Here is a 25,059-nt window from a genome sequence, read left to right on the forward strand (position 1 = left end):
TGTCCCCTTTTGGGGGGCGTGGAAAGCTGATCTGGGGGGCGGGGGTGTCGGGCACGCTGTTGGGTGTCTGAGGGTACGGCCGGAAACGGTCGCCTTCAGTGCCGGCCCCAGTGAACTCGCCCGTGTGGGTGGGGTGGTGGGTGGTTGGTCGTTGTTTGAGAACTGCACAGTGGACGCGAGCATCTGTGGCCAAGTTTTTAAGGGCGCACGGTGGATGCCTTGGCACCAGGAACCGATGAAGGACGTGGGAGGCCACGATAGTCCCCGGGGAGTCGTCAACCAGGCTTTGATCCGGGGGTTTCCGAATGGGGAAACCCGGCAGTCGTCATGGGCTGTCACCCACATCTGAACACATAGGGTGTGTGGAGGGAACGCGGGGAAGTGAAACATCTCAGTACCCGCAGGAAGAGAAAACAACCGTGATTCCGGGAGTAGTGGCGAGCGAAACCGGATGAGGCCAAACCGTATACGTGTGAGACCCGGCAGGGGTTGCGTGTGCGGGGTTGTGGGATCTCTCTTTCACAGTCTGCCGGCTGTGAGGCGAGTCAGAAACCGTTGGTGTAGGCGAAGGACATGCGAAAGGTCCGGCGTAGAGGGTAAGACCCCCGTAGTCGAAACATCAACGGCTCGTTTGAGAGACACCCAAGTAGCACGGGGCCCGAGAAATCCCGTGTGAATCTGGCGGGACCACCCGTTAAGCCTAAATATTCCCTGGTGACCGATAGCGGATAGTACCGTGAGGGAATGGTGAAAAGTACCGCGGGAGCGGAGTGAAATAGTACCTGAAACCGTGTGCCTACAAGCCGTGGGAGCGTCGCGCATTGAGTTTACTCAATGCGTCGTGACTGCGTGCCTTTTGAAGAATGAGCCTGCGAGTTTGCGGTGTGTTGCGAGGTTAACCCGTGTGGGGAAGCCGTAGCGAAAGCGAGTCCGAATAGGGCGATTCAGTAGCGCGCTCAAGACCCGAAGCGGAGTGATCTAGCCATGGGCAGGTTGAAGCGGAGGTAAGACTTCGTGGAGGACCGAACCCACCAGGGTTGAAAACCTGGGGGATGACCTGTGGTTAGGGGTGAAAGGCCAATCAAACTCCGTGATAGCTGGTTCTCCCCGAAATGCATTTAGGTGCAGCGTCGTGTGTTTCTTGCCGGAGGTAGAGCACTGGATAGGCGATGGGCCCTACCGGGTTACTGACCTTAGCCAAACTCCGAATGCCGGTAAGTGAGAGCACGGCAGTGAGACTGTGGGGGATAAGCTCCATGGTCGAGAGGGAAACAGCCCAGAGCATCGACTAAGGCCCCTAAGCGTACGCTAAGTGGGAAAGGATGTGGAGTCGCACAGACAACCAGGAGGTTGGCTTAGAAGCAGCCACCCTTGAAAGAGTGCGTAATAGCTCACTGGTCTAGTGATTCCGCGCCGACAATGTAGCGGGGCTCAAGCGTACCGCCGAAGTCGTGTCATTCCAGCAATAGGGCCAACGCCTGCTGGGATGGGTAGGGGAGCGTCGTGTGCCGGGTGAAGCTGCAGCGGAAGCTAGTGGTGGACGGTTCACGAGTGAGAATGCAGGCATGAGTAGCGATACACACGTGGGAAACGTGTGCGCCGATTGACTAAGGGTTCCTGGGTCAAGCTGATCTGCCCAGGGTAAGTCGGGACCTAAGGCGAGGCCGACAGGCGTAGTCGATGGATAACCGGTTGATATTCCGGTACCCGCTGTGAAGCGTCAAACATTGAACCAGGCGATGCTAAGTCCGTGAAGCCGCCCCGGAGCCTTCGGGCAAGGGGGAGTGGTGGAGCCGACGGACCAGACCTGCAGTAGGTGAGTGATGGGGTGACGCAGGAAGGTAGTCCATCCCGGGCGGTGGTTGTCCCGGGGTAAGGGTGTAGGACGGTGTGTAGGCAAATCCGCACACCACATAGTCTGAGACCTGATGCCGAGCCGATTGTGGTGAAGTGGATGATCCTATGCTGTCGAGAAAAGCCTCTAGCGAGTTTCATGGCGGCCCGTACCCTAAACCGACTCAGGTGGTCAGGTAGAGAATACCGAGGCGTTCGGGTGAACTATGGTTAAGGAACTCGGCAAAATGCCCCCGTAACTTCGGGAGAAGGGGGGCCATCACCGGTGAGGAAACTTGCTTTCCGAGCTGGGGGTGGCCGCAGAGACCAGCGAGAAGCGACTGTTTACTAAAAACACAGGTCCGTGCGAAGCCGTAAGGCGATGTATACGGACTGACGCCTGCCCGGTGCTGGAACGTTAAGGGGACCGGTTAGTCACATTTCGGTGTGGCGAAGCTGAGAACTTAAGCGCCAGTAAACGGCGGTGGTAACTATAACCATCCTAAGGTAGCGAAATTCCTTGTCGGGTAAGTTCCGACCTGCACGAATGGCGTAACGACTTCTCGACTGTCTCAACCATAGGCCCGGTGAAATTGCACTACGAGTAAAGATGCTCGTTTCGCGCAGCAGGACGGAAAGACCCCGGGACCTTTACTATAGTTTGATATTGGTGTTCGGTTCGGCTTGTGTAGGATAGCTGGGAGACTGTGAAGTGGGCACGCCAGTGTCTGTGGAGTCGTCGTTGAAATACCAGTCTGGTCGTGCTGGATGTCTAACCTGGGTCCGTGATCCGGATCAGGGACAGTGTCTGATGGGTAGTTTAACTGGGGCGGTTGCCTCCTAAAGAGTAACGGAGGCGCCCAAAGGTTCCCTCAGCCTGGTTGGCAATCAGGTGTTGAGTGTAAGTGCACAAGGGAGCTTGACTGTGAGACCGACGGGTCGAGCAGGGACGAAAGTCGGGACTAGTGATCCGGCGGTGGCTTGTGGAAGCGCCGTCGCTCAACGGATAAAAGGTACCCCGGGGATAACAGGCTGATCTTCCCCAAGAGTCCATATCGACGGGATGGTTTGGCACCTCGATGTCGGCTCGTCGCATCCTGGGGCTGGAGTCGGTCCCAAGGGTTGGGCTGTTCGCCCATTAAAGCGGTACGCGAGCTGGGTTTAGAACGTCGTGAGACAGTTCGGTCCCTATCCGCTGCGCGCGCAGGAACATTGAGAAGGGCTGTCCCTAGTACGAGAGGACCGGGACGGACGAACCTCTGGTGTGCCAGTTGTCCTGCCAAGGGCATGGCTGGTTGGCTACGTTCGGGAGGGATAACCGCTGAAAGCATCTAAGCGGGAAGCCTGCTTCGAGATGAGTGTTCCCACCCACTAGATGGGTTAAGGCTCCCAGTAGACGACTGGGTTGATAGGCCAGATCTGGAAGCCCGGTAACGGGTGGAGGTGACTGGTACTAATAGGCCGAGGGCTTGTCCTCAGTTGCTCGCGTCCACTGTGTTGGTTCTGAAACCACGAACAACCCCACCCCCGTTGGTTATGGGGGGTGGTGCGGTTGATATGTGTTTCACCGTGTTTCGGTGGTCATAGCGTGAGGGAAACGCCCGGTTACATTCCGAACCCGGAAGCTAAGCCTCACAGCGCCGATGGTACTGCAGGGGGGACCCTGTGGGAGAGTAGGACACCGCCGAACAAATATTACGAAAACCCCCGCACTTTCGAGTGCGGGGGTTTTCTGTTTTCCGGGGGGTACTACCGTGATCCCTATGAGCAGCTTTGTGATCAGGTCCGTGCGGGCCGACGAGTGGCGTGCCGCCAAGGAGCTTCGGCTGGTCGCGCTACAGGATCCCGTCGCACATCTTGCCTTCTTGGAGACGTACGAAGAGGCCGTGGGCCGGCCTGACTCCTTCTGGCAGGAGCGGGCACAGCGAGGTGCCGAGGGTGCGACCGGTGCTCAGCAGATCATTGCCGAGGGGCCCGACGGGGAGTGGGTCGGGAGCCTTGTGGTGTTTGTCGAGGAGCCTGGGACAGCCGACTGGGCCGGGTTGGCCGTTGAGCGGCGGCAGGGGCACATTGTCGCGGTGTTCATGCTCCCCGAACATCGCGGGTGCGGGCTCACCGATGTGCTCTTCGACGCCGCTCTGGAGTGGGCCTGGGAGGCCGCGGACGTTGAGCGGGTGCGGTTGCTCGTGCATCAGGACAACGCGCGGGCGCAGCGGTTCTATCGGCGCGTGGGGTTCGTACCCAGTGGGGTCACCGTGTCGTTGAACGGGGGCTCCGATGGCTCCGAGTCCCAGGTGGAGCTGGAGTTCGTGTTGGAGCGGGAGGCACAGTCACACCCGTAGGTCGTGATGGGGCCAGCGGGCCCGGAGTTGTTCTCTTGACCGGAGCAGGGCCAGAGTCGGCATGCCGTGGGCTGCTCCCGTGGTGAGCAGGTCCGGGAGTTGGGGAAGGGGTGCGACCGCCGCGACGTCGTCCAGGACGAGGGTCATTGGTGGGTCGAGGCGACCGGAGGATGACCGTTCGGCCATGCGCCGGCCGCGCTCGACCACGCTTGCGGCCAGTGCGGTCAGGAGGGGCATCGCGCCCGGGTTTGTCCTGGGGTCCTCGATCGGTTCACCGACCACATAAAGCGTGCCCCCTTCCGAGATGAAGGAATCCAGCACGAGGGCATCACTTCGGTTCGCCGTGCATGCCTCGCGGATGTTCACCGTCGAGAGCGCGGCGAGGGCCCGGCTCGTCAACTCCTGGGCGATGTCGCGGCGTTCGGGGTGCGCGGTGAGGGCCGCTTCGAGTTCGCCGGCCGCGCCGGGGGCCGCCTTGGGGTTCGTACGGAGGATGCGTACGGCTTCCTGGACGTTGGTGCCCTGCGCCCAGCGGTGTACGTGGCGGATCGTGCGGGCGTCTATGGCGGCGGCGTGGAGGTAGCTGCGGAGGAGTGTCTCCGCGGTTTCTGCCGTTGTCCGGTCGATCTTTGCGGTGGGGCGGACCGGGGTGAGGAGGGCGGCTGCTCTTGCGGCTGCGGTGGGTTTGTCCTCGCAGCCTGTGGTGGGGGGCCAGTGGAGGCGGGCGGGGGTGTCGCAGAGGTGGGTGGGGTCGTAGAGGAGGATCGGGCCGAGTTTGGCTCGGGCGTCCTTTGTCTCCTGCCAGAGGGTGGGGTTGGAGGTGAGGATCAGGGCGGGGCCCTCTGCGGACTGGATGGCTTGGGTTGCGGGGGGTGTGCGGGTGTCTGGGGTGCCGAAAAAGATTGTTTCCCACCCACCCACCCGTTTGCTGTCCGTCGCAATGGGAGCCGTCGGCAGCATTTCCGTGGGTGCCGGCGGAGAGTTCTTCGTGAGGTCCGGTGGGGGTGGTTCCTCGTGGGGCTGTGGGGTCGGCTCCGTGCGCTGTACGGGGACCTCGTGCTCGGGTCTCGTGGTGGTCTTTCTCGCTGCCCGTACCGCCTTCCAGCGGGCCAGGGTGCCCACCACGAAGATTGTCAGTACGCACAGGATCATCAGCTGGCCGATGAACAGGCCCCAGAACAGGCCCCACCCGGAGAGTTGGCCCGCCGGTGCCGTCGGCCAGGCGCCCGGGACGTCCTGTGGCTCCGTGATGAGGTGGCGGAGTGCCTCCGGGGTACGGGTGAACGTGACCCCCTGTGGCCAGGCGCCGTGGGAGAGCAGGCTCGCGAGGCCTGTTGCCGACCAGACCAGTACCGTCAGGCCGAGGAGGAACCCGATCAGGCCGACCAACAGGCCGTCGGAGACGCCGCGTTCGGCCTGACGCCGTTCCTCCGGTCTCATCGCGTCACGCCACCGTGGACTCGGAGGAGTCGTCGAGGTCGCTGAGGTGTTGCTCGACGAAGGCCGCCGCGCGTTCCTCGGCCTCCAGTTCCGCGGCTCTCAGGGCGTCGTCGGTCAGCTGGAGGTCGCGGTCGCGGGACGATTCCGTCATCGCCCGGTCGGTGAAGACGAGGGCGCGTTCCGTCTCCGTGACGAGGTGTTTGACGACCTGGACGTTGCCGTTGACGTCCCAGACCGCGATGCCTGGGGTGAGAGTCGGGATGATCTCCACCGCCCAGCGAGGTAGGCCGATGACGCGGCCGGTTGCCCGGGCCTCGTCGGCTTTCTGGGCGTAGATCGTTCGTGTCGAGGCCATTTTGAGGATCGCGGCGGCTTCCTTTGCCGCTGCTCCGTCCACGACGTCGGACAGGTGGTGGACGACGGCTACGAAGGACAGGCCGAGGCGGCGGCCGAACTTCAGCAGGCGCTGGAAGAGCTGGGCGACGAACGGGCTGCTGATGATGTGCCAGGCCTCCTCGACCAGGAAGATGCGCTTCTTCCGGTCGGGGCGGATCCAGGTGTGCTCCAGCCATACGCCGATGATCGCCATCAGGATCGGCATGGCGATGGAGTTGCGGTCGATGTGGGACAGGTCGAAGACGATGAGCGGGGCGTCGAGGTCGATGCCCACCGTCGTCGGGCCGTCGAACATGCCGCGCAGGTCACCGTCGACCAGGCGGTCGATGACCAGGGCGACGTCCAGGCCCCAGGCTCGTACGTCGTCTATGGCGACGTTCATCGCCTCGGCCGACTCCGGTTCGGGGTGGCGGAGTTGCTCGACGATGTCCGTGAGGACCGGCTGGCGGTCGAGGATCGTCTCGTTGACGTAGGCGTGCGCGACCTTGAGGGCGAAGCCGGAGCGTTCGTCCAGGCCGTGGCCCATCGCCACCTCGATGATCGTGCGGAGCAGGGCGAGTTGGCCCGTGGTGGTGATGGCGGGGTCGAGGGGGTTGAGGCGGATGCCCATGTCCAGCGCGGCCATGGGGTCCAGGCGGATGGGGGTTATCCCCAACTCCTCCGCGATGAGGTTCCATTCGCCGACGCCGTCCTCGCCCTGCGCGTCCAGGACGACCACCTGGCGGTCCCGGAAGCGGAGTTGACGTAGGACGTACGTCTTCTCCAGCGCTGACTTGCCGTTGCCGGACTCGCCGAGCACCAGCCAGTGCGGGGCGGGGAGTTGCTGGCCGTACAGCTGGAAGGGGTCGTAGATGTAGCCCTTCCCGGAGTACACCTCGCGGCCGATGATGACGCCGGAGTCGCCGAGGCCGGGGGCGGCGGTGGGGAGGTAGACGGCCTGGGCCTGGCCCGTGGAGGTGCGGACGGGGAGGCGGGTCGTCTCGACCTTGCCGAAGAGGAAGGACGTGAAGGTGTCGGTGAGGGCGGTCAGCGGGTCCCGCATCAGCGCATCAGCCCTACCTTCGGATTCCGGTGGCGAACGGGAGTGTGTTGACGAACGCTCGGTGGTGCTCTCTGTCGCACCACTCCAGCTTCAGGTACGACTTGCCGGCCGACGCCCTTATCGTGCGCTTGTCGCGCGCCAGGGCCTCGGGTGAGCGGGAGGAGACGGTGATGTAGCCGACCAGGTTCACGCCGGCCGCGCCGCTCGCCAGGTCCTCGCCGCGCTGGTCGAGACGGTTGTGGGAGGCGATGTCGCGGGGGTCGACCGTACGGTTCATCTTGGCGGCCCGACTCGCCTCCGCGTCGTCGTTCGTCTTTTCGGTGAGCATGCGTTCGATGGCTACCTCGGTGGGTTCGAGGTCCATCGTGACGGCCACCGTGCGGATGACGTCGGGGGTGTGGACGAGGAGCGGGGCGAGGAAGTTGACGCCGACCGGGGTCATCGGCCACTCCTTCACCCAGGCCGTGGAGTGGCACCAGGGGGCGCGCGTCGACGACTCGCGGGTCTTCGCCTGGAGGTACGTCGGCTCCATCGCGTCCAGCTCGGCCGGCCAGGCGTTCCGCTTCGTCATCGCCTGGAGGTGGTCGATCGGGTGGTCCGGGTCGTACATGGAGTGGATGAGGGAGGCCAGCCGGCCTTGGCCGAGGGGCTGGCGGACGCGGATGTCCGCCTCCTGGAGGCGGGAGCAGATGTCCGTCAGTTCACGGGCCATCACGACAGCCAGGCCCGCGTCGCGGTCGACCTTCCTGCCGCCCTGGGGGCGGGCCGCGCGGGCCATCGTGTGGGCCTCGGCGGCCAGTTCACGGGTGAAGTGCATACAGGCGACGAGGTACGCGCGGTGCTGCTCGCTGCTCGTCGACACCATGGACTGGAGCTGGTCGTACGAGTGCTGCAGCCACGGCGGTGACTTCTCGTCGCCTCGGACGGCCACGTCCTTGGCGTGGGCGTCCGGGTCGGCGGGGAGGGTGCGGGCGAGCATCTGGAGGCGGGTGACGAAGCCGTCGCCGTTCGCCACGTGCTTGAGGAGCGTGCCGAAGCGGTCGACGAGGGCCTCCTGGTCCTCGCTGTCGCGCAGGCCGACGCCGGGGCCCTCGATCTCGATCGCCGCCGTCACCGTACGGCGGTCCGCGTGCAGGAGTACGGCGATCTCGTCCGGGCCGAACGGGGCCGCGAGCCAGTTGATGCGGCCGATGCCCGGGGGCGGGCCGATCTCGACCTCACGGCCGTCGATCTGGGTGCCGGCCTCCATGACGGAACTGCGGTAGGCGGTGCCCTGGCGGAGCGAGCGCTTGTAACTGCGGTTGATCTCGAACCACTTGTAGAACGTGCGGCGCTTGTACGGGACGTACACCACCGCCAGTGCCAGCATCGGGAAGCCGGTGAGCAGCACGATGCGCAGGGCCAGAACGGGTACGACCAGGCCGCACACCATGCCGAGGAAGGCGCCCACGATGATGAGCGCGATCTCGCCGGACTCGCGGTTTCGGCCGACGATCGCGTTCGGCCGGGCGCGGCCGATGAGATACGTACGGCGGGGCGAGATCACATGGGCCATCTGGGAATCGGCCGTCAACGCCCGTCACCTCCAGGGCGGTTGGATCGGTTGCTGTTGCCGCCGTGCGGGCTGCTGCGCGGCGGGGGTGCGGCGGAGGGGACAGATCCGCCGCCGCCCGAGGGCCGCGAGCTGTGCGCGGCCACGCCGCCGGACGCGGGGTTGGCGGGGCGCGGTGCGGAGGACGACTGGCCGCCGCCTCCACCGCCCCCGTTGTTGTCCGCGCGGCTGCTGTGGGTCTTGATGCCCTGGGCGACGAGGGTCGCCGGGGAGCTGATGACTGCGGCGGCCTTGCCTTCGGCGCCCTGCATGATGCGGTTGTTGCGGGAGTGCGCGATCTCGTCGCCGAAGCCGGGGACGAAGCGGTAGATCATCGCGCTGGCGAAGATGGCGAGCAGGATGATCGAGAGGCCGGAGACGACCGCCGAGAAGGCGTCCGGGCCGTCGTTCGTCGACAGTGCGCCGGCCAGGCCGAGGACGATCGCGATCACCGGTTTGACCATGATGACCGCGATCATGATGCCGGCCCAGCGGCGGACGTGCCCCCAGAGGTTCTTGTCGACCAGGCCCGCGTAGACGACCGTGCCCAGCAGGGCGCCGACGTACAGCAGGGCGGCCCGGATGACTAGTTCCAGCCAGAGGATGCCGGCAGCGAGGATCGACACCATGGACACCACGATCAGCATGATCGGGCCGCCGCCGATGTCCTCGCCCTTGTTCAGGGCGCCGGAGAAGGTGCCGAAGAACGTGTCGGTCTGGTCTCCGGTCGCGCTCGCGAGGACCTCGGTGACGCCGTCGGTCGCCGAGACGACGGTGTAGAGGATGAGAGGCGTGAAGGCGGAGGCCAGGACGGTCAGCCAGAGGAAGCCGATCGCCTCGGAGATGGCCGTGGTGAGGGGGACGCCTCGCATGGCCCGCTTGGCGACCGCGAGCAGCCACAGCACCAGGGTCAGGACGGTCGACGCGGCGAAGACGACCGCGTACTGCTGGAGGAACTTGGTGTTGGTGAAGTCGACGGTCGCGGTCGCCTTCACTGCCTCGCTGAGCTTGTCGACCGTCCAGGAGGCGGCGTCGGCGCAGCCCTTGGCGAGGGAGGAGAGGGGGTCGAGGGTGGCGGTGGGGTTGACGCTCCCCGTGCCACCGGTGCTCTTCGCGCCCTCGCAGACCTCCTTCGCCTGGTCGGGCAGGAGGGTGCAGTCCGGATTGCCGGCCGTCGCCGAGGCCGACGGGGAGGCCGTGGGGGACGGTGTCGGGGCCGCGTACGCCTGGGAGGCCAGGAGTACGGCCGTCGTCTGTACGGCTGTCAGCGCTCCGGCGATCTTGAGTACGAGGTTGGGCCCAGCTGGCGTTTTACCTGGCATAGGTGAACCCTCCGTACTCGTCGATGGCCTTGCTGATCTCGTCGGAGGCGGAGGCCCGGTCGTCGCCGGGGACGGGGTTGGGGCCGTCCTTCTCCGAGTAGGAGACGATCTTCCAGTCGCCGTCCGACCAGCTCATGTCGTAGGTCCAGGTGTTCCAGGACGAGGTGACCGGGTTCGTGGACTTGTCGCCGGCGATGCCGCTCAGCCCGACGTACCAGACCTCGACGGTCGCGGTGGCGCCGCCGTACGCCACGGTCTTGGTGCCGACCGGGGTCACGCGCGAGACGAACGTGCTGCCCTCGGGGGCGTTGCCGGCCGCGTCGAGGCCGAGTCTGGTGAGGAGGTTCGCGGAGTAGGCCTTGTCCAGGGGGGCCTTGAGTTTGGCGGCGGCCTCGGTGGTGAAGAGGGCGTCGACGATCGCGTTCCGGCTGTCCTTGCGGAACATGCCGGCGGAGCCGAGGGAGACCGCGTAGTTCGCCGCCGCGGACTGGACGCCCTGGCGGTTGTGGGCGAACCCGGCGGGGATGTTCGCCGCCTTCTTGGTGACCGGCTGTTCGCCGGAGGCCGCGGTGGCGGACGTGTCGGGTTGGCCGGCGCTGCCGCTGGTGCTGCCGGAGCCGCTGCCCGCCGTGGAAGCGGTGTCGGACTTGCCGGAGTCGTCTCCGCCGCGGTTGGCGAAGGCGATCGCCGCGATGAGGAGGACGACCACACCGACCGCTGTCACCGTGCCCCGTGACGACCTGGTGCGCCGTGCGCCGCCGTAGACGCCGCCGTTTCCCTGGTCGTGGTAGCGGGTCCGGGTCTGGCCGGTGCCGCCGTATCCGCCGTCGTCCGGGCGCGTGGAGTCGCCGTTGCTCTGGCTGTCACCAAGGCTCATTGCGCCCGCCCCCTCGAACTCGTGCCGGACTCGTGTCGAATCCACGCGTACGGGTACGCGTGACAGTACGACGGTAGCCGTGCTGGTCCCCGCGCGGGCGCGGTGTTATGACTCGGCATCAGGGAGACGCAACCTCAGTCGGTGGGCACGACGGGTGGGTGGATGGTGGAGGGAAGAACCGAGCGCGCCCGGCGGTCCGACTGATGAGATGCGCCACGCGCGGGGAGCCGCCGGCTACACGGCCATGCCGTACACGATGGTGAAGAGAGTGCCGAGCGAGCCGATGATGAACACGCCCGTCAGGCCCGCGACGATGAGGCCCTTGCCCTGTTCCGCGCTGAAGGTGTCACGCAGGGCCGTGGCGCCGATACGCTGCTTGGCCGCACCCCAGATCGCGATACCCAGGCACATCAGGATGGCCACGGCCATCACGACCTGGACCATCGTCTTCGCCTCGGTGCCCAGACTGCCGAAGGGGCCCCAGTCCGGAGCGATCCCGCCGATGATGGTGTTGATGTCGCCCTTCTCGGCCGCAAGCCACATGTAAGTCACCGCCCCTGTCGGGTAGTTCCGCGCGCCCCTGCCGCAGTGCAGAGGTCAGGTCCATTCTCGCCGACAATGACGCTGTCGGATGTCGACTTGCGGTCATTCATTGGCGGGTTTCGTACGAATACCTTGCCGTCGACCCGCGCGGCACCCTAAAGGGGGAGCGCGGGACGTGTGCGAGGGGTTGAACGGATCGTATGGTCACTCTGTGTATCACGACAGGTTACGCCGGGCAATGAGGTGTGGGCGAAACCTGAGGTGTGGTTCCGTCGTTGGCCACCTAAGCGCTCATGACGCGGTGATGAAGCGGTCATGAAGCGTTTCTGACGGTCCGTCCGACGTTTCCGGGCGCGGCCGCCAGGTGCAGGTTATCCCGGTTCCGGACATGGCGACGGGCCGCGGCTGGTAGCCGCGGCCCGTTCCCCAGTGCCCGCCGGTGATCCCCACGACCTCCGGTGGCGCTTGTGTGATGAGTTACGTATTGGCTGGATCTGGTGGGTCCAGGTCAGTCGGTGACGTTGGTGACGTCGGTTCAGCCGGTGAAGGCGGTCAGGCCTGCAGGGGTGCCCAGGCCGGTCGGGCCGTCGTAGCCGGTTCCGGCGGTGCAGTAGTAGCTCGTGGTGCAGGTGCCGTTGTTGCCCGACGTGACGTCGTTGAGGGCCGAGGTTCCGGCCTTCGTGTAGGGGAACGAGGCCGGGTAGGAGCTGCTCGACGGGGTGCCGGCGAGGGCGTAGACGCCCGCGATGATCGGCGAGGAGGCGCTGGTGCCGCCGTAGGTGACCCAGCCGGACTCGCCGTAGGTGTCGTAGACCGAGACGCCGGTCGCGGGGTCGGCGACGGCGGAGACGTCGGAGATCATGCGCTTGGTGCAGGTGGCGTCGGTCTGCCAGGTCGGCTTCGCGTCGTACGCGGAGCAGCCGGAGCCGGTGCCCTCGGTGCTGCTGGTCTTCCACACCGTCTCGGTCCAGCCGCGGGTGTTGGAGGCGGTGGACAGCTTGGTGCCGCCGACGGAGGTGACGTACTTGGAGGCCGCCGGGTACTCGGCGCCGTAGTCCGCGTCGCCCGCGCTGACCGTGATGGCGACGCCGGGGTGGTTGAAGTACGAGGTGTCGTAGCTGGTGTCGGAGGACGACTCCGAGCCGCCGTAGCTGTTCGAGACGAACTTCGCGCCCAGGGTGACCGCGCGGTTCACGGCCGTGCCGAGGTTGGCCATCGTGGCGGAGGTGGCCTCGACGAGCAGGATGTTGCAGTTCGGGCAGGTGGCGCTGGCCATGTCGAGGTCGAGCGAGATCTCACCGGCCCAGCCGCTGTCGGCGGCGGGGAGGGAGGTCGTGGAGCCGCTCTGGCTGACCTTCTTGAAGCAGCCGTTGGCGACGGTGCAGGCGGAGAGGCCGTAGTACGACCGGTACGCCGCGAGGTCGGCCGCCGCGTTCGGGTCGTCGTACGCGTCGACGATCGCGATCGTCTCGCCGGCGCCGTTGGAGGCGGCGGCGGAGGTCAGTCCGTAGGCGGACTGGATGTTGCTGGGGCCGTAGCCGGTGGGGGTGGCGGCGGTCGCGTTGGGCTTGATGGTCGCGGGGGCGACGCCCTTCTTCGCGGCCTGTTCCTCCTGGAAGGCGGTGGTGCCGCCGGTGACGCGCAGCGCGTTACAGGACGCGAAGCCCTTCGCCGGGGTCGCGTCACACTGGCTGGTGTAGCTCACGTGGGCCTTGGCGACCTGCGCGGCGATGGTTTTGGCGGTGACCTTGAGGGGTGTGGGGGTGGCGGCGCCGGCTTGGGCCGCGGTGCCGAGTCCAGCGAGAGCGAGCGCGGCCGTGGCTACGGCGGCGGTGCCTATGCGGCGCCATCTGCCGTGCGTGGACTGGCTGCTGGGGGGTGACGTACGCAACGTACAGCCTCCTGTTAGGGGGTTGGCAGGGGCGGTGCGGGTGGTGACGTGGGGGGTTGCTTGCCGCCGGTGCGGTTTCCCCGGCGGCGGGTTGGCGGCCCGCGATGACCATCGCTTGTTGAGTACGTGACAACAAGACAGGTTGCGGAATCCTGACTTCCGCGTGACTGAAGGGGGTTGCTGGGTTACCGATCACTGACGCGGTGATGGGTGGGGGGAGGGGGTGGCTTGACCTTCGGCACAGGTCGTCCACAGCTTGTGCACGGCTGTGTGCACGGCTGTGTGCACGGCTGTGTGTAGGGGTGCGCACAGCGGCGGGTGGGCGTAGGTGGGGGCGTGCATAGGGGTGTGCTGGGCTTATTGGGGGTGTGTCGGGTGGTTTGGGGTTTGACAGGGGTTCAGTCGGGGCTAGTGGTGCGTCTGTTGCCGGGGGTTGTGCGGCGGGTGCTGGGCGGGGGCGAGCCGCAACCGTGGTGGTTGCCGGGGCGGGTGCTGACGGTGGTGTCGGCCGATGTGGACCCGGACGCCGGGGTGGGGGCGGTGTGGATGGTGTGGCGTCCGGGGGCCGCACGGGAGTCCGCGCCGCGGGAGTACATCGAGTTCCTGGAGTGGTACGACGGGCAGTGGCGGTCCCTGGGGGGCGCCAGTTCTTCCGTGAACGATCCGGCCGACGCCGAGGTCGACGTGATCGAGGTTCGCGGCGGCTCGGGGTCGCTCAGCCTCACCCGTCGGCTCGACCCGCCGCGCTCCTTCGAAACGGCTCCGTGGATCGGTTGTCTCCGGCTGTACCTGGGGCGGGATGTCGGCCATGTCCTGGTCGGCGACCGGCGGTACGACGTGTCCGAGCGGCGCAGGGTTGTCGCTGTGTGGAAGGGGCCCCAGTTCCGGCGTGGGTGGCGGCCGGTCGTCGTGGCTGTCGGGCGGGACGGGGGCGAGCTCTCCCGTATCGGCCCGCTCGACAGCCTGGACAGCCGTACCTGGGCGCGGGTGTGGGAGGAGCTGGAGGGGGATGGGCCGTAGGCGCGCCTCAGACGAAGTGGTCGAACTCGCCTGCCCGTACGCCCAGGACGAAGGCGTTCCAGTTTTCCCGGTCGGTGGTGACGACCGTTTCGGGGGCGGTGGTTGAGCGGAGGTGGACGGGGGTGTCGGGGGTGTCCGGGGATCCGCCGAGGGTGACTTCGATTTGGGGGGTAGTTGTGTTTTGCGGGGGTGTGCCGGCCTTCAGGGTGGTGAGGAGGGTGTGGAAGGCGGCGGGGGTGGTGGTGAGTATGGCTCCGCTGGGATCGCCGGATTCTTTGAGGTGGATTGTTCGGGGAGTGAGGTTGGGGGTGGTGGCGATGTGTATGCAGGAGGCGCCCTCCGAGCAGTACGACGACTTCTGCCAGTGCGGGGTCATGGGGGTCCGTCCCTTCACAGGTCTCGCATCACGCTGTGGATGAGGTCCCGGGTCTTCTCCGGGGCGAGTGCGATGGCCTCAATACGGTCGAACAGTGTTCGGTAGTTACGCAACTCCGCCTCGGCGTCGAGGAAGGCGAGGCCGTGCGCCTGGTCGAGATAGACGGTGTCCAGCTCCGGTACCGGGCCGTGTGCGTAGTGGATCGACTGTCCGGACCCCGGGTAGGCGCCGACGTCGAAGGTGATGGCGCGCAGAGTGATGTGGTCTCGGTCGCTCATGTCCAGCAGGTGTTGCAACTGCTGCCGGATGACCGTGGAACCGCCCACCTTCATGCGTAGAGCCGCCTCGTGGACGATCGCTTCGTACGGTGTCGGTTCGTCTTCGCGGAAGAGGATCGCCTGGCGCTTGATGCGGAACGACAGGCGGTGCTCGATGTCGGGCGGCGGGAGTTCCGTGACCGCCTGGCGGAAGATCTCCAGTGCGTACTCGCGCGTCTGGAGCAGGCCGGGGATGCGAGCGGTGGTGGAGTCTCGCAACGACCTGGCGTGGTGCTCCAGTTCGGCCAGATCCAGGAGTGCGGGGGCAAGTGTGTCGCGGTGCTCCTCCCACCAACCGCGCTTCCGGTCGCCGGTCATTGCCGCGATCGCGTCGACGAGGGTCTTGTCCGGGCAGGAGTAGTGGTCGGCCAGTGTGCGTACACGGTCGGCGCTGACGCCCAGTCGCGCGGTTTCCATGTTGCTGACCTGTGCCTGCTTCATGCCGAGCAGTTGTGCGGCCTGCGTTGACGTCAGGCCTGCGCGCTCGCGCAGTTTGCGCAGCTCGGCGCCGAGCCGGAGTTGACGTCCCGTCGGGCTGTTCCTCACGGGCATTCCCGTCTCTCCCTGAGTGCTGCCGTCACCCACACGGGTGATTGCCTTTAGTATCCCCTGGTTTGGGTGAAGAATATATCCGTAGCTCGTTATCGTGGTTCCAGGCGCCCCCACCCAGAAGCACACCGCTCGACGGAGCGACGAAGTCACTGGGCAACCGTCCAACTCCCCTCAGTGATCGGAGACTTCCGATGGTCACCGTAACCCCGCCCTGGAACTACACCCTTCAACTCCCGCGCGATCCACGCTCACCGGGTATCGGCCGCGCGACCGTGCGGACCGTTCTGGCCGCCCGAGGCTTCGCCGAAGCCATTCCCGCCGCCGAGCTGGTCGCGTCCGAGCTGCTCACCAACGCTCACCAGCACACCGAGGGGCCGTACGCCCTGCGCATCCTTCGACTCGGTGGGCCGGGGCGGGTCCGGGTCGCCGTGTGGGACACCGATCCGCGGGTTCCGCCCGGGTTCGGGGCCGGCGGCGCCCTTGACGCCGTCCCCCCGGTGGACGGCGAATGCGGCCGGGGGCTTCATCTCGTACGGGCCTGCGCGGACGCGTTGGGTGTCTCCGTGCTGCGGGAGTTGGGGGCGTCGAAGGGCGGGAAGCTGCTGTGGGCCGAGTGTCAGTGGGGTGACCTAGAGTGATTGCAAGTGCTCGGACTGTGATGGAGGGGGCGGGATGACGCAGGTCGGACAGCGGCGCAAGGGGGCCTCGTGTACACGGACGGGCCTTGAGGGCGAGGCGGGGGAAGGGGCCGCACAGTACGGTGGATTCGACGCCGAGCGGGACGTCGGGCCTCCCACCGACCCCGCTCGTCCGGCCATGGAGGCGGAGGAACGGAGGCAGCGAGCCATGTCCGTAGCGCCCGGTGCCTGGATGTACCCACGACCCCGGCCGGGGCATCTGCGCGAGATCGCCGAGAAGATCGAGGACGCGACGGGTCTGCGGGTGCAGATCCTGGGAGGAAAGCTCGTGATGTCCCCTACTCCGCGTGGGAAACACGCGGGTGTGGTCAAGCAGTTGCGTCGGCAGCTTGAGGCGGTTGCTCTGCCTGACGGTCTCGATGTGTACGAGGTGTCCTCGATCGCCCTGCCCGAGGATCCGGACGACTACGCGACGCCGGACCTGATCGCGCTGCCCGTCGAATGGGAGGAAGACGACGACTGGCTGGCCGACGCCGGGGATGCCGCACTGGCCGTCGAGGTCATCTCCCAGTCCGAGAAGTCCCGGGACATCAGGGACAAGGCCGACTGGTATGCCGTCGCCCGTGTTCCCGTTCTCCTTGTCATCGACCCCAGGAAGGGCACCTGGGCCTTGCACACCCACCCGGACAACGGTGCCTACCGTGACGTGCTGCCGGGCAAGTTCGGGGAGTCCGTGCCGTTGCCCGCGCCGTTCGGCATCGAGATCGTGACGGACGGCTTTCCCGTGTACGGCGCGGCTCCACGTTCCCCACGCAGGTCCGCGGGATGAGGCTTCTTACGGGTTCACGGGAAATTCTCAGCCAGGAGCCGTACCCGTTCTTGTGTTCGCGCGTCACAGTTGCCCCTGATGAAGCGCCCCACTCGTCCCCTTGGCAACCGGCGGCACGCGCTGCTTTCCGTCGTCGCGCTGCTCGCCGTCACCTCCGTCTCCGGTGCGGCCCCCGGACATGCCGTCCCGCGGCATCTCGGTGCTGTCGTCGCGGCTCGGGCTGCGGCGCCGCGTAGTGCTCGGGTGGGGGCGTTGTTCGACGGGGACCTGGAGGGCGGGCACTTCTGTACGGCGTCCGTGGTGCGCAGTGGGGGGCGGGACGTGATTCTCACCGCCGCGCACTGTCTCAGCGGCGACGGGGACACCGACGTCGTGTTCGCGCCCGGGTATCGGGACGGCCGGGCGCCGTACGGGCTGTGGCGGGTTGCGAAGACCTTCGTGCCCAGGGCCTGGAGCGATCGGTCCGACGAGGACAGCGACTTCGCGTTCGCCGTCGTCGGTTCGCGGGGCGGGCGGGAGCTGGAGGACGTGGTGGGGGCGAACGTCCTTGTCACGGGGCGGCCCACCGGGGCCGCGACCGTCGTCGTCACCGGGTATCCCAACGTGCGGGAGGCGCCCCTCAGCTGTACCAACCGGCCCACCGCGCACAGTCGTACGCAGCAGCGCATAGAGTGCCCCGCCTTCACCGACGGTACGAGTGGGAGTCCCTGGGTGGACAAGGAGGGGGAGGTGGTGGGGGTGCTCGGGGGGTTCGAGCAGGGTGGGGCCACCGATGACGTGTCCTACAGCGCTGTGCTCGGGGGTGCGGCTGCCGCCTTGTACCGGGAGGCGACCGCCTTCTCCGGTTCCGCCGGTTCTGGGTGAGGTGTGGCGCGTTTCGTCATGATCACTGCTCGGTGCGGGTAGCCCCTCTACACTGACGTGGGCGTACTCCCAGGCGGTGAGGGGCGGTTGACGGTGCGTAAGGCATGGATCGTGGTGAGCGTCGCCGTCGGAGGCACCCTCAGCTTCGTGATGCTGCTCGTCGTGGGCGTCTACCTTGTCGCCGGGACCGTCGCCGGTGGGGTCGGGAGCGGGAGCGTCGCGCTCGCCAAGGGGGCTGTGCCGGCCGCGTATTCGGCGCTCGTGCAGAAGTGGGGCAATCTGTGCCCCGCCATCAATCCCGCCCTGCTCGCCGCCCAGCTGTACCAGGAGAGCGGATTCAATCCGAACGCGAAGAGTCCGGCAACGGCGGAAGGGATAGCGCAATTCATCCCCGGAACCTGGGCCTCGCACGGAATCGACGGCGACGGTGACGGCGACCGCGACGTGTGGGACCCGAATGACGCGATTCCGTCGGCCGCGTCGTACGACTGTGAGCTCGCCTCGTACGTGAAGGACGCGCCCGGGGACCCGACGCACAACATGCTCGCCGCCTACAACGCGGGAGCGTACGCCGTCATCAAATACGGGGGCGTACCGCCGTATTCGGAGACCCAGAACTATGTGAAGACCATCACCACGCTGCAGGCCAGCTTTGCCGCGCCTGTGGGCCGCGTCGACCCCTCCAGGCAGGCGGCCGGGGCCATCACCTACGCCCAGGGGAAGCTGGGCACGCCCTACCTCTGGGGTGGCACCGGTACCGCTGAGCAGCAAGGACGCTTCGACTGCTCCGGGCTCACCCAGGCCGCGTACGCGTCCGTGGGCATCGAGTTGCCGAGGGTGGCGAACGACCAGTACAACGCCGGGCCGCATCCCTCCCGGGAGGAACTGCTGCCGGGCGACCTCGTCTTCTTCTCCGACGATCTCACCAACTCGCGGGCCATCCGGCATGTGGGGATTTATGTGGGTGGCGGTTACATGCTTGACGCGCCCCGTACCGGTGCCGTCATCCGGTTCGATCCGATCGACAGTGCCGATTACTTCGGGGCGACCCGGGTCACCGAAGATGGCGCGAAAGCGTTGCCGACGGCGGTTTGAGCGCAGCGTGAAACCCTCCCCTGAGCTGCAAGAACGCATCTCTCTTCGATAACGTCTGCGTGATCATTCGGTGGAGAGTGGAACGTATAAACGGAGAGCGTGCGTTCCTGTTCCTGTAGTGGATTCGTCGGCGGCCGGATCGGGCGTCGGGTTTGCTGCTTTTGTTGCTTGTGTCGTGTCTGTGGTCCGGGGTCAGCGGTCTGTGGCACGTGTCAGGTGAGGGCGGTGCGTGAGTCCCTACGCCACGGGGTGAGCAGGAGCGGCGCACGGAAACCAGTGCGCTCTGGAAATGACGACGAAGGGCCGCAGCACCATGGCTGGTCTCGCCGAAACCGGGTCGAACCCCGACGTCGACCTGCTCTACGACATCAATGGTCTCGCCAAGGACGCGCCCCGGTGGTTCGACCGGGTCGTCGAGGTCGTGGGCGAGTACGGGCTGTTGGCGGCCATGGTTCTGGTCGTGCTGTGCTGCTGGTGGGGTGTGCGGCGGCGGGGCGGGGACGATGCGGCCGTGTCCGTGGCCGCGTTGGTCTGGGCGCCGCTCGCCGCGGGGATCGCCGTACTCGTGAACATTCCGATACGGGGGTTCGTGGAGCGGCCTCGTCCTTTTCTCGATCATCAGGGGCTCGAGGTACTCGTCTCCGGGAAGACCGACTACTCGTTCGTCAGCGATCACGCGACGATCACCATGGCGATGGGGGTCGGGCTGTTCGTCGCCAACCGGAAGTTCGGGCTCGTGGGGATAGGGCTCGCGCTGGTGGAGGGGTTCTGCCGGGTGTACATGGGCGTGCACTACCCGACGGACGTGGTGGGTGGGTTCGCGCTCGGTACGGCGGTCGCGTTGCTGCTGTCACCGCCGGCCATGGCGCTGCTCACTCCGGTCACCCGGGCTGTTGAGGGCTCCAGTTGGGGCCGGGTGCTGATCCGGGCTCGGGGAGCGGGCTCCGAGGGCGCCGGTTCCAAGGCGTCGGGGGCTGTGGTTCCGGGAGCCCGGGGGGCGGAGACCGAGGAACGGGACCTGGCGGCGTAACGGGCGGCGCGGTTCCCCGCCCGGTTGCCGTACCTGGCCCGTTCCCGGGAGGGCGCTAACGGGCCTGTGTGCTCACCAGGCCAGGTCCCCGTTTTCGTCCTGGAAGGTTCCCGTCGGGCCGTCCGCGCCGAGAGTCGCCAGTCGTACGACAACTCTGGCGCTGTCTTCCGGGGATCGTCCGATTCCGAAGGCCGCGGTCATGTCGGTGGCCGTGGGGCCGGGCTCGAGCGCGTTGAACTTGATGCCCGGCTGCGACTTGGCGTACTGGATCGTCAGCATGGTGGCCGCCGCCTTGGACGCGGAGTAGAGCGCGAGCGGCAGTTGGGACTCCACTCGCTCGGGGTTGTTCACCGCCCAGAACGACCCGGCGCTGCTCGAAACGGTGACCACCGTGGGGTTCGAGGACTTGCGCAGCAGCGGCAGTGCCGCCTCCGTGACGCGCACGATTCCCACCGCGTTGGTGTCGAAGACCCGCAGAGCCTTCGGACCGTCGATGTCTCCGTCCCCGAGGACGCCCGCGTTGTGCACCAGGACGTCGAGCCGGCCCGCGGCCGAACCTATCGTCGCCAGGGCGCTGTTCACCGAGGCGTCGTCGGTCACATCGAGCTGCACGAATCGCGCGCCGAGTTCCGCCGCCGCCTTTTCGCCCCGCTCGACGTCACGCGCGCCGACGTAGACAACGTGGCCCAGCTCCAGAAGCTGTCGGGCCGTCTCGAAGCCGATGCCCTTGTTGGCTCCGGTGATCAGTGTGACGGTCATGCGTTTCCCCTCGATAGTTGACGGAGCAGTTCGCCCGCGTCGTGCAGGGCCGTCATGTGCACGAACCGCCCGTCGCGGACCTGGTAGATGGCGTACTCGTCGATCTCGAACTGGACGCCGGTGGGTTCCACGCCCAGCCACTCCTTCACCGGGGTGCCGGTGTTGACCAGGCGCGCGGCCAGGCGGTCACCGTCGAAGAGCAGTTCCTTGAGCTCCCAGTGGAGGTCCGGAACCGCGTCCACGTCGTGCTTCTGCACGGCGATGAGGTCGTCCCGGGTGGCCGGCTCGCCGTTCAGCGTGGTCCGGTCGTCGATGAACTCGTCCATACCGTCGAACTCGTGGGCGTTGAGCGCCTCGATGTAGCGGAGGTAGAACGCGCGAAGATCGCTGTCGGACATCGGATGGGTCATCACCTTCCTGTGTTCTGTATTTTAGAGTCCAAAATCAAGGCAGGTGGGCACCCCTGTGGGTGGATACCCCTGCGGCCGGGTCGCCCGGTCTCAGTTCAGCAGGGAGTGCAGGCCGTTGAGCGCGATCTGCCGCAGCAGCCCGGACTCGATCCCGGCCTGGGCCGTCACGCGCAGCCCCGAGATGACCGTCGTCACCAGCAGGGCACCGTCGTGCGGGTCGGCATCCGCCCGGATGCTGCCGTCGAGGCGCCCGGCCCGGATCGCGTCCTCAAGCAGGCCCAGGTGTTCGCGCAGGTCCTGGTCGAGGATGCGGGTCACGCGCTCGTCCCGCTCGCGCAGGTCCGGGCTCATCAAGCTGTTTACGACCATGCATCCGGCCGCGTGCCCCTGCTCGCGTGCCGCCTGCTCCTCCTCGGCGACACTCTCCATCAGGGCGCGAAGCCGCTCGGCTCCGCTGAGCCGGACGTCGGTGAGCAGTTGTACCCGGCACTCGCGGTACGCGGCCACGTATCGCTCCAGTGCGCGCACGAACAGCTCGTCCTTCGAGGTGAACGCGTTGTACAGACTGCTGCGCCGCACCCCCGCCGCCTCGCAGAGCTGCTCGGTCGAGGTGTTGGCGAAGCCGTGCACCCGGAACTGAGCCGCCGCCGCGTCGAGCACCGCGGTCTCGTCGAAGCATCGTGGCCTACCCATGGGGACCACGCTACCAGGTTTTGTATTTGATAATCCAGAACAGTCAGGGGTGCCCGCCGGCTACAGCGCCTGCGGGAACGTGAACACCCGAGTGGGGTCGTACTGGTGCTTGAGCTGCTGGAGGCGCGTCGCCGCGTCGCCGTAGTACGCCTTGCGCCAGTTGGTCAGGGTCGGGTCCGTGTAGTTCTGGTAGGCGGCGCCCGAGGCGTAGGGGGCCATCGCCCGGTGGGCCGAGTTCAGCCAGGACTGGGCCGTGCTGCCCGTCGTGCCCGCGCGCCAGGACACGATGTACTGGGCCAGCATCCTGCTGCGCCGGTGGACGAACGCCGTCGCCGTGGGCGAGACCCGGTTCACCGCGCCCCCGAGTGCCGTGAACGCGATGCTGCCCGTGCCGCCCTGGACCGAGGTGATCCTGGAGAGAAGGGTCTGGATCCCGGCGGCGGACAGCGAGCGGTCGTAGAAGTCCGAGCGGGCCGCGTACGTTTCCCTGCCGAGGGCGCCCTGCGGGGAGCGGCCCGGGGTGCGGCCCGGCAGGTGGCACTGGGCGTCCGTCGCGAAGGACGAGCAGCCCGCGTACACCTCCATCGCCTCCTCGTACGAGCGGCGCTTGAGCGAGACGCTGCTCGCCGGCGAGCCGATCCTGTCCGCCAGGCGGTCCACCGCGTTCTGCAGCTCCCCGTACGTGCCCAGGGAGAACGCCGAGATGGAGATCGTGGGGGTGCCGCCGACCGTGTTCGCCACGTGCAGGGACGACCAGATCTCGTCCGGTTGCGTCGGGCCCCACTCCTGCCAGGCCTTCAGCACGGCCGCCGCCTTCCGCCACGGCCAGGCCATGTACGCCGCCACCGCCTGCGGCGCCGGGTGGGTGCGGAAGTGGAGTTCCGTGACGATGCCGAAGTTGCCGTTGCCCGCGCCGCGCAGGGCCCAGAACAGGTCCTTGTTCGTGGTGGCGTTCGCCGTCAGCTCGCGGCCGTCCGCCGTGATCAGCGTGGCCTGGGTGAGGCTGTCGCAGGTCAGGCCGTACGCCCGGGACACCACGCCGTGGCCGCCGCCCAGGGTCAGGCCCGACACCCCCACCGTCGGGCACGAGCCCGCCGGGATCGTGACGCCCTTCGCCGCCAGGGCGCGGTAGACGTCGATCAGTTTCGAGCCCGCTCCCACCACCGCTGTGCCGCCGCCCGTGCGGACGCGGTTCAGCTTCGACACGTCGACGATCAGGCGGCCGTTGCCCGAGGACCAGCCGGCGTACGAGTGGCCGCCGTTGCGGATCGCCACGGGGACCGAGTGGGCGCGGGCGTAGGAGAGGGCCGTACGGATGTCGTCCGCGTGGGCCACGTACGCCACCGCGGCCGGCTTGAGGCCGTCGAAGCGGGTGTTGTAGAGCTGGCGGGCCGTCGCCCAGGAGCCGTCCCCGGGGCGGATGAGCGGGCCGTCGAGGTCGCGGCCGAGAGCCGTCCAGTTGGCCGGGGCCGAGGCGCTCGTCGCCGAGAGGGAGGTCGTTCCGCGGGACGTGGTGGTGGACATGTCCTCCGCGCTCCCCTGCGAGCCGGCGCTTCCCTTCGAGCCCGTGCACGCCGCCGTCGTCATCGCCGCCAGGGCGGCCACGCCGCCTCCCATGAACGCACGCCGCTGCATGGTGCTCCTCGGTGTCACGGTTTTCGCTGTCCCCCGGATGAGCCCGCGAGGGATCCCGTTGAACGAGACGAGATCCATGGAACATGGGTTCCCTCGGCGGGCGCGTTCACCGGCGGAAGGGAAGGATGGGATCGGGCCTCTACAGCAGAATCCGATCGCCCGGGGCCTATCCCCGGGTCGGGACATACACGTGTTCTCCCCGTGAGCATTCCGTGACCTCACCGCACCGACCGCAGGGGTTCACCCGCCGTTCACCCGCGCCCGTAGGTGGCTTCACCTGATCTGCCTACTTTCGGCCTTACCGGTGCTGCGTGTGCCCTCTCGGGCGCCCCGGCACCACCCATACTTCGCGACCTCGCACGCCGCCGGATTCAGGTCGGCGGCTCCTGGAAGGAAACACCAGACAGTGAAGCTTCAGCGCATGAACCGGCGGGCCCTCACCCTCGGTGCTCTCGCCGTCTCCGGCGCCCTGGCCCTCACGGCGTGCGGCTCCGACGACACCGGCACTTCCACGAAGGCCAGTGGCGGCGCCTCCACCGGCACCAGCTCCATCAAGTGTGACGACGCCAAGGGTCAGCTGCTGGCCGACGGCTCCTCCGCGCAGAAGAACGCGATCGACGCGTGGGTCAAGGCCTTCACGGCCGCCTGCCCCGGCGTCCAGATCAACTACAAGGGCGGCGGCTCGGGCGCCGGCGTCACCGCGTTCACGCAGGGCACGGTCGCCTTCGCCGGTTCCGACTCGGCGCTGAAGCCCGACGAGGTCACGGCCTCCAAGCAGGTCTGCACCGGCGGCACCGGCATCGACCTCCCGACGGTCGGCGGAGCCATCGCGCTCGCCTACAACCTCCCGGGTGTCGACAGCCTCGTCCTGGACGCGCCCACCCTCGCGAAGATCTTCGACAGCAAGATCAAGACCTGGGACGACGCCGCGATCAAGGCGCTGAACCCGGGCGCGAAGCTGCCCAGCACCAAGATCCAGGCCTTCCACCGCTCCGAGGACTCCGGCACCACGGACAACCTCACCAAGTACCTGATCGCCACCACCCCCGACAACTGGAAGTACGAGGGCGGCAAGGCCTGGCAGGCGAAGGGCGGCCAGGCGGCCTCCGGTTCCTCAGGCATCGCGGCGCAGGTCAAGCAGACCGAGGGTGCGATCGGCTACATGGAGCTGTCGTACGCCAAGGAGCTGTCGACGGTCGCCATCAACACCGGCGCCAGCGCCCCGGTCAAGCCGTCCTCCGACTCCGCCACCAAGGCCATCGCGGCCGCCAAGGTCGTCGGCACCGGCAGTGACCTCTCGCTGAAGCTGGACTACACGTCCAAGGCCGAGGGCGCGTACCCGATCACCCTCGTCACGTACGAGATCGCCTGCGACAAGGGCAACAAGGCGGACACCCTGCCCGCCACGAAGGCCTTCCTCCGCTACATCACCAGCGAAGAGGGCCAGGGAATCCTGAGCGGGATCGACTACGCGCCGATCCCCGCCGAGATCATCGCCAAGGTTCGGACCACCGTCGAGAGCCTGGCCTGATCTGAGAGTGCGGTCGGGTTCCGCCGCCGGCAT

21 protein-coding genes and 2 rRNA genes are annotated in these 25,059 nt (G+C 67.1%); 10 read left to right on the forward strand and 13 right to left on the reverse strand.

Going from position 1 to position 25,059, the window contains the following annotated elements; translation table 11 throughout:
• Window positions 1-187: 187 nt before the first annotated feature.
• From OG241_RS30360 to OG241_RS30370, 3 genes are all read left to right on the forward strand, one after another.
• Window positions 188-3,310 (forward strand): 23S ribosomal RNA (locus OG241_RS30360).
• A 96-nt stretch (window positions 3,311-3,406) separates the two neighbouring features.
• A 5S ribosomal RNA gene (rrf, locus tag OG241_RS30365) occupies window positions 3,407-3,523 on the forward strand.
• 73 nt (window positions 3,524-3,596) lie between these two features.
• On the forward strand, window positions 3,597-4,175 hold the full coding sequence (locus tag OG241_RS30370; protein WP_405819676.1) for a GNAT family N-acetyltransferase: 579 nt from the start codon (window positions 3,597-3,599) through the stop codon (window positions 4,173-4,175).
• Here the strand turns inward: OG241_RS30370 and OG241_RS30375 are convergent.
• The 7 genes from OG241_RS30375 to OG241_RS30405 form a co-directional block, all read right to left on the reverse strand.
• Window positions 4,164-5,615 carry a type IV secretory system conjugative DNA transfer family protein gene (locus tag OG241_RS30375; RefSeq protein WP_405819678.1) on the reverse strand — a complete coding sequence of 484 codons (1,452 nt, stop codon included), beginning with the start codon at window positions 5,613-5,615 and terminating at the stop codon, window positions 4,164-4,166. The two genes, OG241_RS30370 and OG241_RS30375, sit on opposite strands and share 12 nt — an antisense overlap.
• Before the next feature lie 4 nt (window positions 5,616-5,619).
• Entirely contained in the window at window positions 5,620-7,053 is a 1,434-nt protein-coding gene (locus OG241_RS30380; protein ID WP_405819680.1) for an ATP-binding protein, read from the reverse strand.
• A 13-nt stretch (window positions 7,054-7,066) separates the two neighbouring features.
• On the reverse strand, window positions 7,067-8,608 hold the full coding sequence (locus tag OG241_RS30385; protein ID WP_405826495.1) for an SCO6880 family protein: 1,542 nt from the start codon (window positions 8,606-8,608) through the stop codon (window positions 7,067-7,069).
• A gap of 14 nt (window positions 8,609-8,622) precedes the next feature.
• Window positions 8,623-9,966 carry a hypothetical protein gene (locus OG241_RS30390; RefSeq protein ID WP_405819681.1) on the reverse strand — a complete coding sequence of 448 codons (1,344 nt, stop codon included), beginning with the start codon at window positions 9,964-9,966 and terminating at the stop codon, window positions 8,623-8,625.
• Window positions 9,956-10,843: a hypothetical protein gene (locus OG241_RS30395; RefSeq protein WP_405819683.1), complete on the reverse strand. Its 888-nt coding sequence runs from the start codon at window positions 10,841-10,843 to the stop codon at window positions 9,956-9,958. Before OG241_RS30395 ends, OG241_RS30390 begins: the two co-directional genes overlap by 11 nt.
• 234 nt (window positions 10,844-11,077) lie before the next feature.
• The gene (locus OG241_RS30400; RefSeq protein ID WP_006375688.1) at window positions 11,078-11,386 is read right to left on the reverse strand and encodes a hypothetical protein; all 309 of its coding nucleotides are present in this window, start codon (window positions 11,384-11,386) and stop codon (window positions 11,078-11,080) included.
• A 535-nt stretch (window positions 11,387-11,921) separates the two neighbouring features.
• Window positions 11,922-13,277, reverse strand: a complete 1,356-nt coding sequence (locus tag OG241_RS30405; RefSeq protein WP_405819685.1) for a peptidase S8 — start codon at window positions 13,275-13,277, stop codon at window positions 11,922-11,924.
• A 423-nt stretch (window positions 13,278-13,700) separates the two neighbouring features.
• Here OG241_RS30405 and OG241_RS30410 point away from each other — a divergent pair, with 423 nt between their 5' ends.
• Window positions 13,701-14,297 (forward strand): hypothetical protein, encoded by a 597-nt coding sequence (locus tag OG241_RS30410; protein ID WP_405819687.1) that lies wholly within the window; start codon window positions 13,701-13,703, stop codon window positions 14,295-14,297.
• Between the two features lie 7 nt (window positions 14,298-14,304).
• On the opposite strand, the gene OG241_RS30415 is transcribed toward OG241_RS30410, so the two are convergent.
• On the reverse strand, window positions 14,305-14,673 hold the full coding sequence (locus OG241_RS30415) for a DUF397 domain-containing protein (protein WP_405819689.1): 369 nt from the start codon (window positions 14,671-14,673) through the stop codon (window positions 14,305-14,307).
• A gap of 14 nt (window positions 14,674-14,687) precedes the next feature.
• Window positions 14,688-15,542, reverse strand: a complete 855-nt coding sequence (locus OG241_RS30420) for a helix-turn-helix domain-containing protein (RefSeq protein ID WP_405819691.1) — start codon at window positions 15,540-15,542, stop codon at window positions 14,688-14,690.
• Between the two features lie 191 nt (window positions 15,543-15,733).
• On the opposite strand from OG241_RS30420, the gene OG241_RS30425 reads away from it, so the two are divergent.
• The 5 genes from OG241_RS30425 (at window position 15,734) to OG241_RS30445 (ending at window position 19,998) form a co-directional block, all read left to right on the forward strand.
• Complete coding sequence (locus OG241_RS30425; protein ID WP_405819692.1) at window positions 15,734-16,180, forward strand: ATP-binding protein; 447 nt, start codon at window positions 15,734-15,736, stop codon at window positions 16,178-16,180.
• A 208-nt stretch (window positions 16,181-16,388) separates the two neighbouring features.
• Window positions 16,389-17,009, forward strand: a complete 621-nt coding sequence (locus tag OG241_RS30430) for a Uma2 family endonuclease (protein WP_405819694.1) — start codon at window positions 16,389-16,391, stop codon at window positions 17,007-17,009.
• A 78-nt stretch (window positions 17,010-17,087) separates the two neighbouring features.
• A complete protein-coding gene (locus OG241_RS30435; protein ID WP_405819696.1) occupies window positions 17,088-17,873 on the forward strand; it encodes a trypsin-like serine peptidase in 786 nt (261 codons plus the stop codon).
• A gap of 87 nt (window positions 17,874-17,960) precedes the next feature.
• Window positions 17,961-18,968: an NlpC/P60 family protein gene (locus tag OG241_RS30440; RefSeq protein ID WP_405826497.1), complete on the forward strand. Its 1,008-nt coding sequence runs from the start codon at window positions 17,961-17,963 to the stop codon at window positions 18,966-18,968.
• A 313-nt stretch (window positions 18,969-19,281) separates the two neighbouring features.
• Window positions 19,282-19,998, forward strand: coding sequence for a phosphatase PAP2 family protein (locus tag OG241_RS30445; protein ID WP_405826499.1), 717 nt, complete (start codon window positions 19,282-19,284; stop codon window positions 19,996-19,998).
• 72 nt (window positions 19,999-20,070) lie between these two features.
• Here the strand turns inward: OG241_RS30445 and OG241_RS30450 are convergent, their stop codons facing one another.
• From OG241_RS30450 to OG241_RS30465, 4 genes are all read right to left on the reverse strand, one after another.
• Window positions 20,071-20,757 (reverse strand): SDR family NAD(P)-dependent oxidoreductase, encoded by a 687-nt coding sequence (locus OG241_RS30450; protein ID WP_405819698.1) that lies wholly within the window; start codon window positions 20,755-20,757, stop codon window positions 20,071-20,073.
• Window positions 20,754-21,155: an ester cyclase gene (locus OG241_RS30455; RefSeq protein ID WP_405819700.1), complete on the reverse strand. Its 402-nt coding sequence runs from the start codon at window positions 21,153-21,155 to the stop codon at window positions 20,754-20,756. Before OG241_RS30455 ends, OG241_RS30450 begins: the two co-directional genes overlap by 4 nt.
• Before the next feature lie 102 nt (window positions 21,156-21,257).
• Window positions 21,258-21,860 carry a TetR/AcrR family transcriptional regulator gene (locus tag OG241_RS30460; RefSeq protein ID WP_405819702.1) on the reverse strand — a complete coding sequence of 201 codons (603 nt, stop codon included), beginning with the start codon at window positions 21,858-21,860 and terminating at the stop codon, window positions 21,258-21,260.
• A gap of 60 nt (window positions 21,861-21,920) precedes the next feature.
• The gene (locus OG241_RS30465) at window positions 21,921-23,495 is read right to left on the reverse strand and encodes an FAD-binding oxidoreductase (RefSeq protein WP_405819704.1); all 1,575 of its coding nucleotides are present in this window, start codon (window positions 23,493-23,495) and stop codon (window positions 21,921-21,923) included.
• A 406-nt stretch (window positions 23,496-23,901) separates the two neighbouring features.
• Between OG241_RS30465 and pstS the strand changes: the two genes are divergently transcribed.
• A complete protein-coding gene (pstS, locus tag OG241_RS30470) occupies window positions 23,902-25,026 on the forward strand; it encodes a phosphate ABC transporter substrate-binding protein PstS (RefSeq protein WP_405819706.1) in 1,125 nt (374 codons plus the stop codon).
• Window positions 25,027-25,059 lie beyond the last annotated feature (33 nt).

Origin of the sequence: Streptomyces sp. NBC_01390, assembly GCF_045040105.1 — a bacterium.
Taxonomy (GTDB): domain Bacteria; phylum Actinomycetota; class Actinomycetes; order Streptomycetales; family Streptomycetaceae; genus Streptomyces.

What these genes read in the sequence shown, in the direction of transcription:
- OG241_RS30370 (WP_405819676.1), top strand. Translation starts at nt 3,597, where the DNA reads ATGAGCAGCTTTGTGATCAGGTCCGTGCGGGCCGACGAGTGGCGTGCC.
- OG241_RS30375 (WP_405819678.1), bottom strand. Translation starts at nt 5,615, where the DNA reads ATGAGACCGGAGGAACGGCGTCAGGCCGAACGCGGCGTCTCCGACGGC.
- OG241_RS30380 (WP_405819680.1), bottom strand. Translation starts at nt 7,053, where the DNA reads ATGCGGGACCCGCTGACCGCCCTCACCGACACCTTCACGTCCTTCCTC.
- OG241_RS30385 (WP_405826495.1), bottom strand. Translation starts at nt 8,608, where the DNA reads ATGGCCCATGTGATCTCGCCCCGCCGTACGTATCTCATCGGCCGCGCC.
- OG241_RS30390 (WP_405819681.1), bottom strand. Translation starts at nt 9,966, where the DNA reads ATGCCAGGTAAAACGCCAGCTGGGCCCAACCTCGTACTCAAGATCGCC.
- OG241_RS30395 (WP_405819683.1), bottom strand. Translation starts at nt 10,843, where the DNA reads ATGAGCCTTGGTGACAGCCAGAGCAACGGCGACTCCACGCGCCCGGAC.
- OG241_RS30400 (WP_006375688.1), bottom strand. Translation starts at nt 11,386, where the DNA reads ATGTGGCTTGCGGCCGAGAAGGGCGACATCAACACCATCATCGGCGGG.
- OG241_RS30415 (WP_405819689.1), bottom strand. Translation starts at nt 14,673, where the DNA reads ATGACCCCGCACTGGCAGAAGTCGTCGTACTGCTCGGAGGGCGCCTCC.
- OG241_RS30420 (WP_405819691.1), bottom strand. Translation starts at nt 15,542, where the DNA reads ATGCCCGTGAGGAACAGCCCGACGGGACGTCAACTCCGGCTCGGCGCC.
- OG241_RS30425 (WP_405819692.1), top strand. Translation starts at nt 15,734, where the DNA reads ATGGTCACCGTAACCCCGCCCTGGAACTACACCCTTCAACTCCCGCGC.
- OG241_RS30430 (WP_405819694.1), top strand. Translation starts at nt 16,389, where the DNA reads ATGTCCGTAGCGCCCGGTGCCTGGATGTACCCACGACCCCGGCCGGGG.
- OG241_RS30435 (WP_405819696.1), top strand. Translation starts at nt 17,088, where the DNA reads ATGAAGCGCCCCACTCGTCCCCTTGGCAACCGGCGGCACGCGCTGCTT.
- OG241_RS30445 (WP_405826499.1), top strand. Translation starts at nt 19,282, where the DNA reads ATGGCTGGTCTCGCCGAAACCGGGTCGAACCCCGACGTCGACCTGCTC.
- OG241_RS30450 (WP_405819698.1), bottom strand. Translation starts at nt 20,757, where the DNA reads ATGACCGTCACACTGATCACCGGAGCCAACAAGGGCATCGGCTTCGAG.
- OG241_RS30455 (WP_405819700.1), bottom strand. Translation starts at nt 21,155, where the DNA reads ATGTCCGACAGCGATCTTCGCGCGTTCTACCTCCGCTACATCGAGGCG.
- OG241_RS30460 (WP_405819702.1), bottom strand. Translation starts at nt 21,860, where the DNA reads ATGGGTAGGCCACGATGCTTCGACGAGACCGCGGTGCTCGACGCGGCG.
- OG241_RS30465 (WP_405819704.1), bottom strand. Translation starts at nt 23,495, where the DNA reads ATGCAGCGGCGTGCGTTCATGGGAGGCGGCGTGGCCGCCCTGGCGGCG.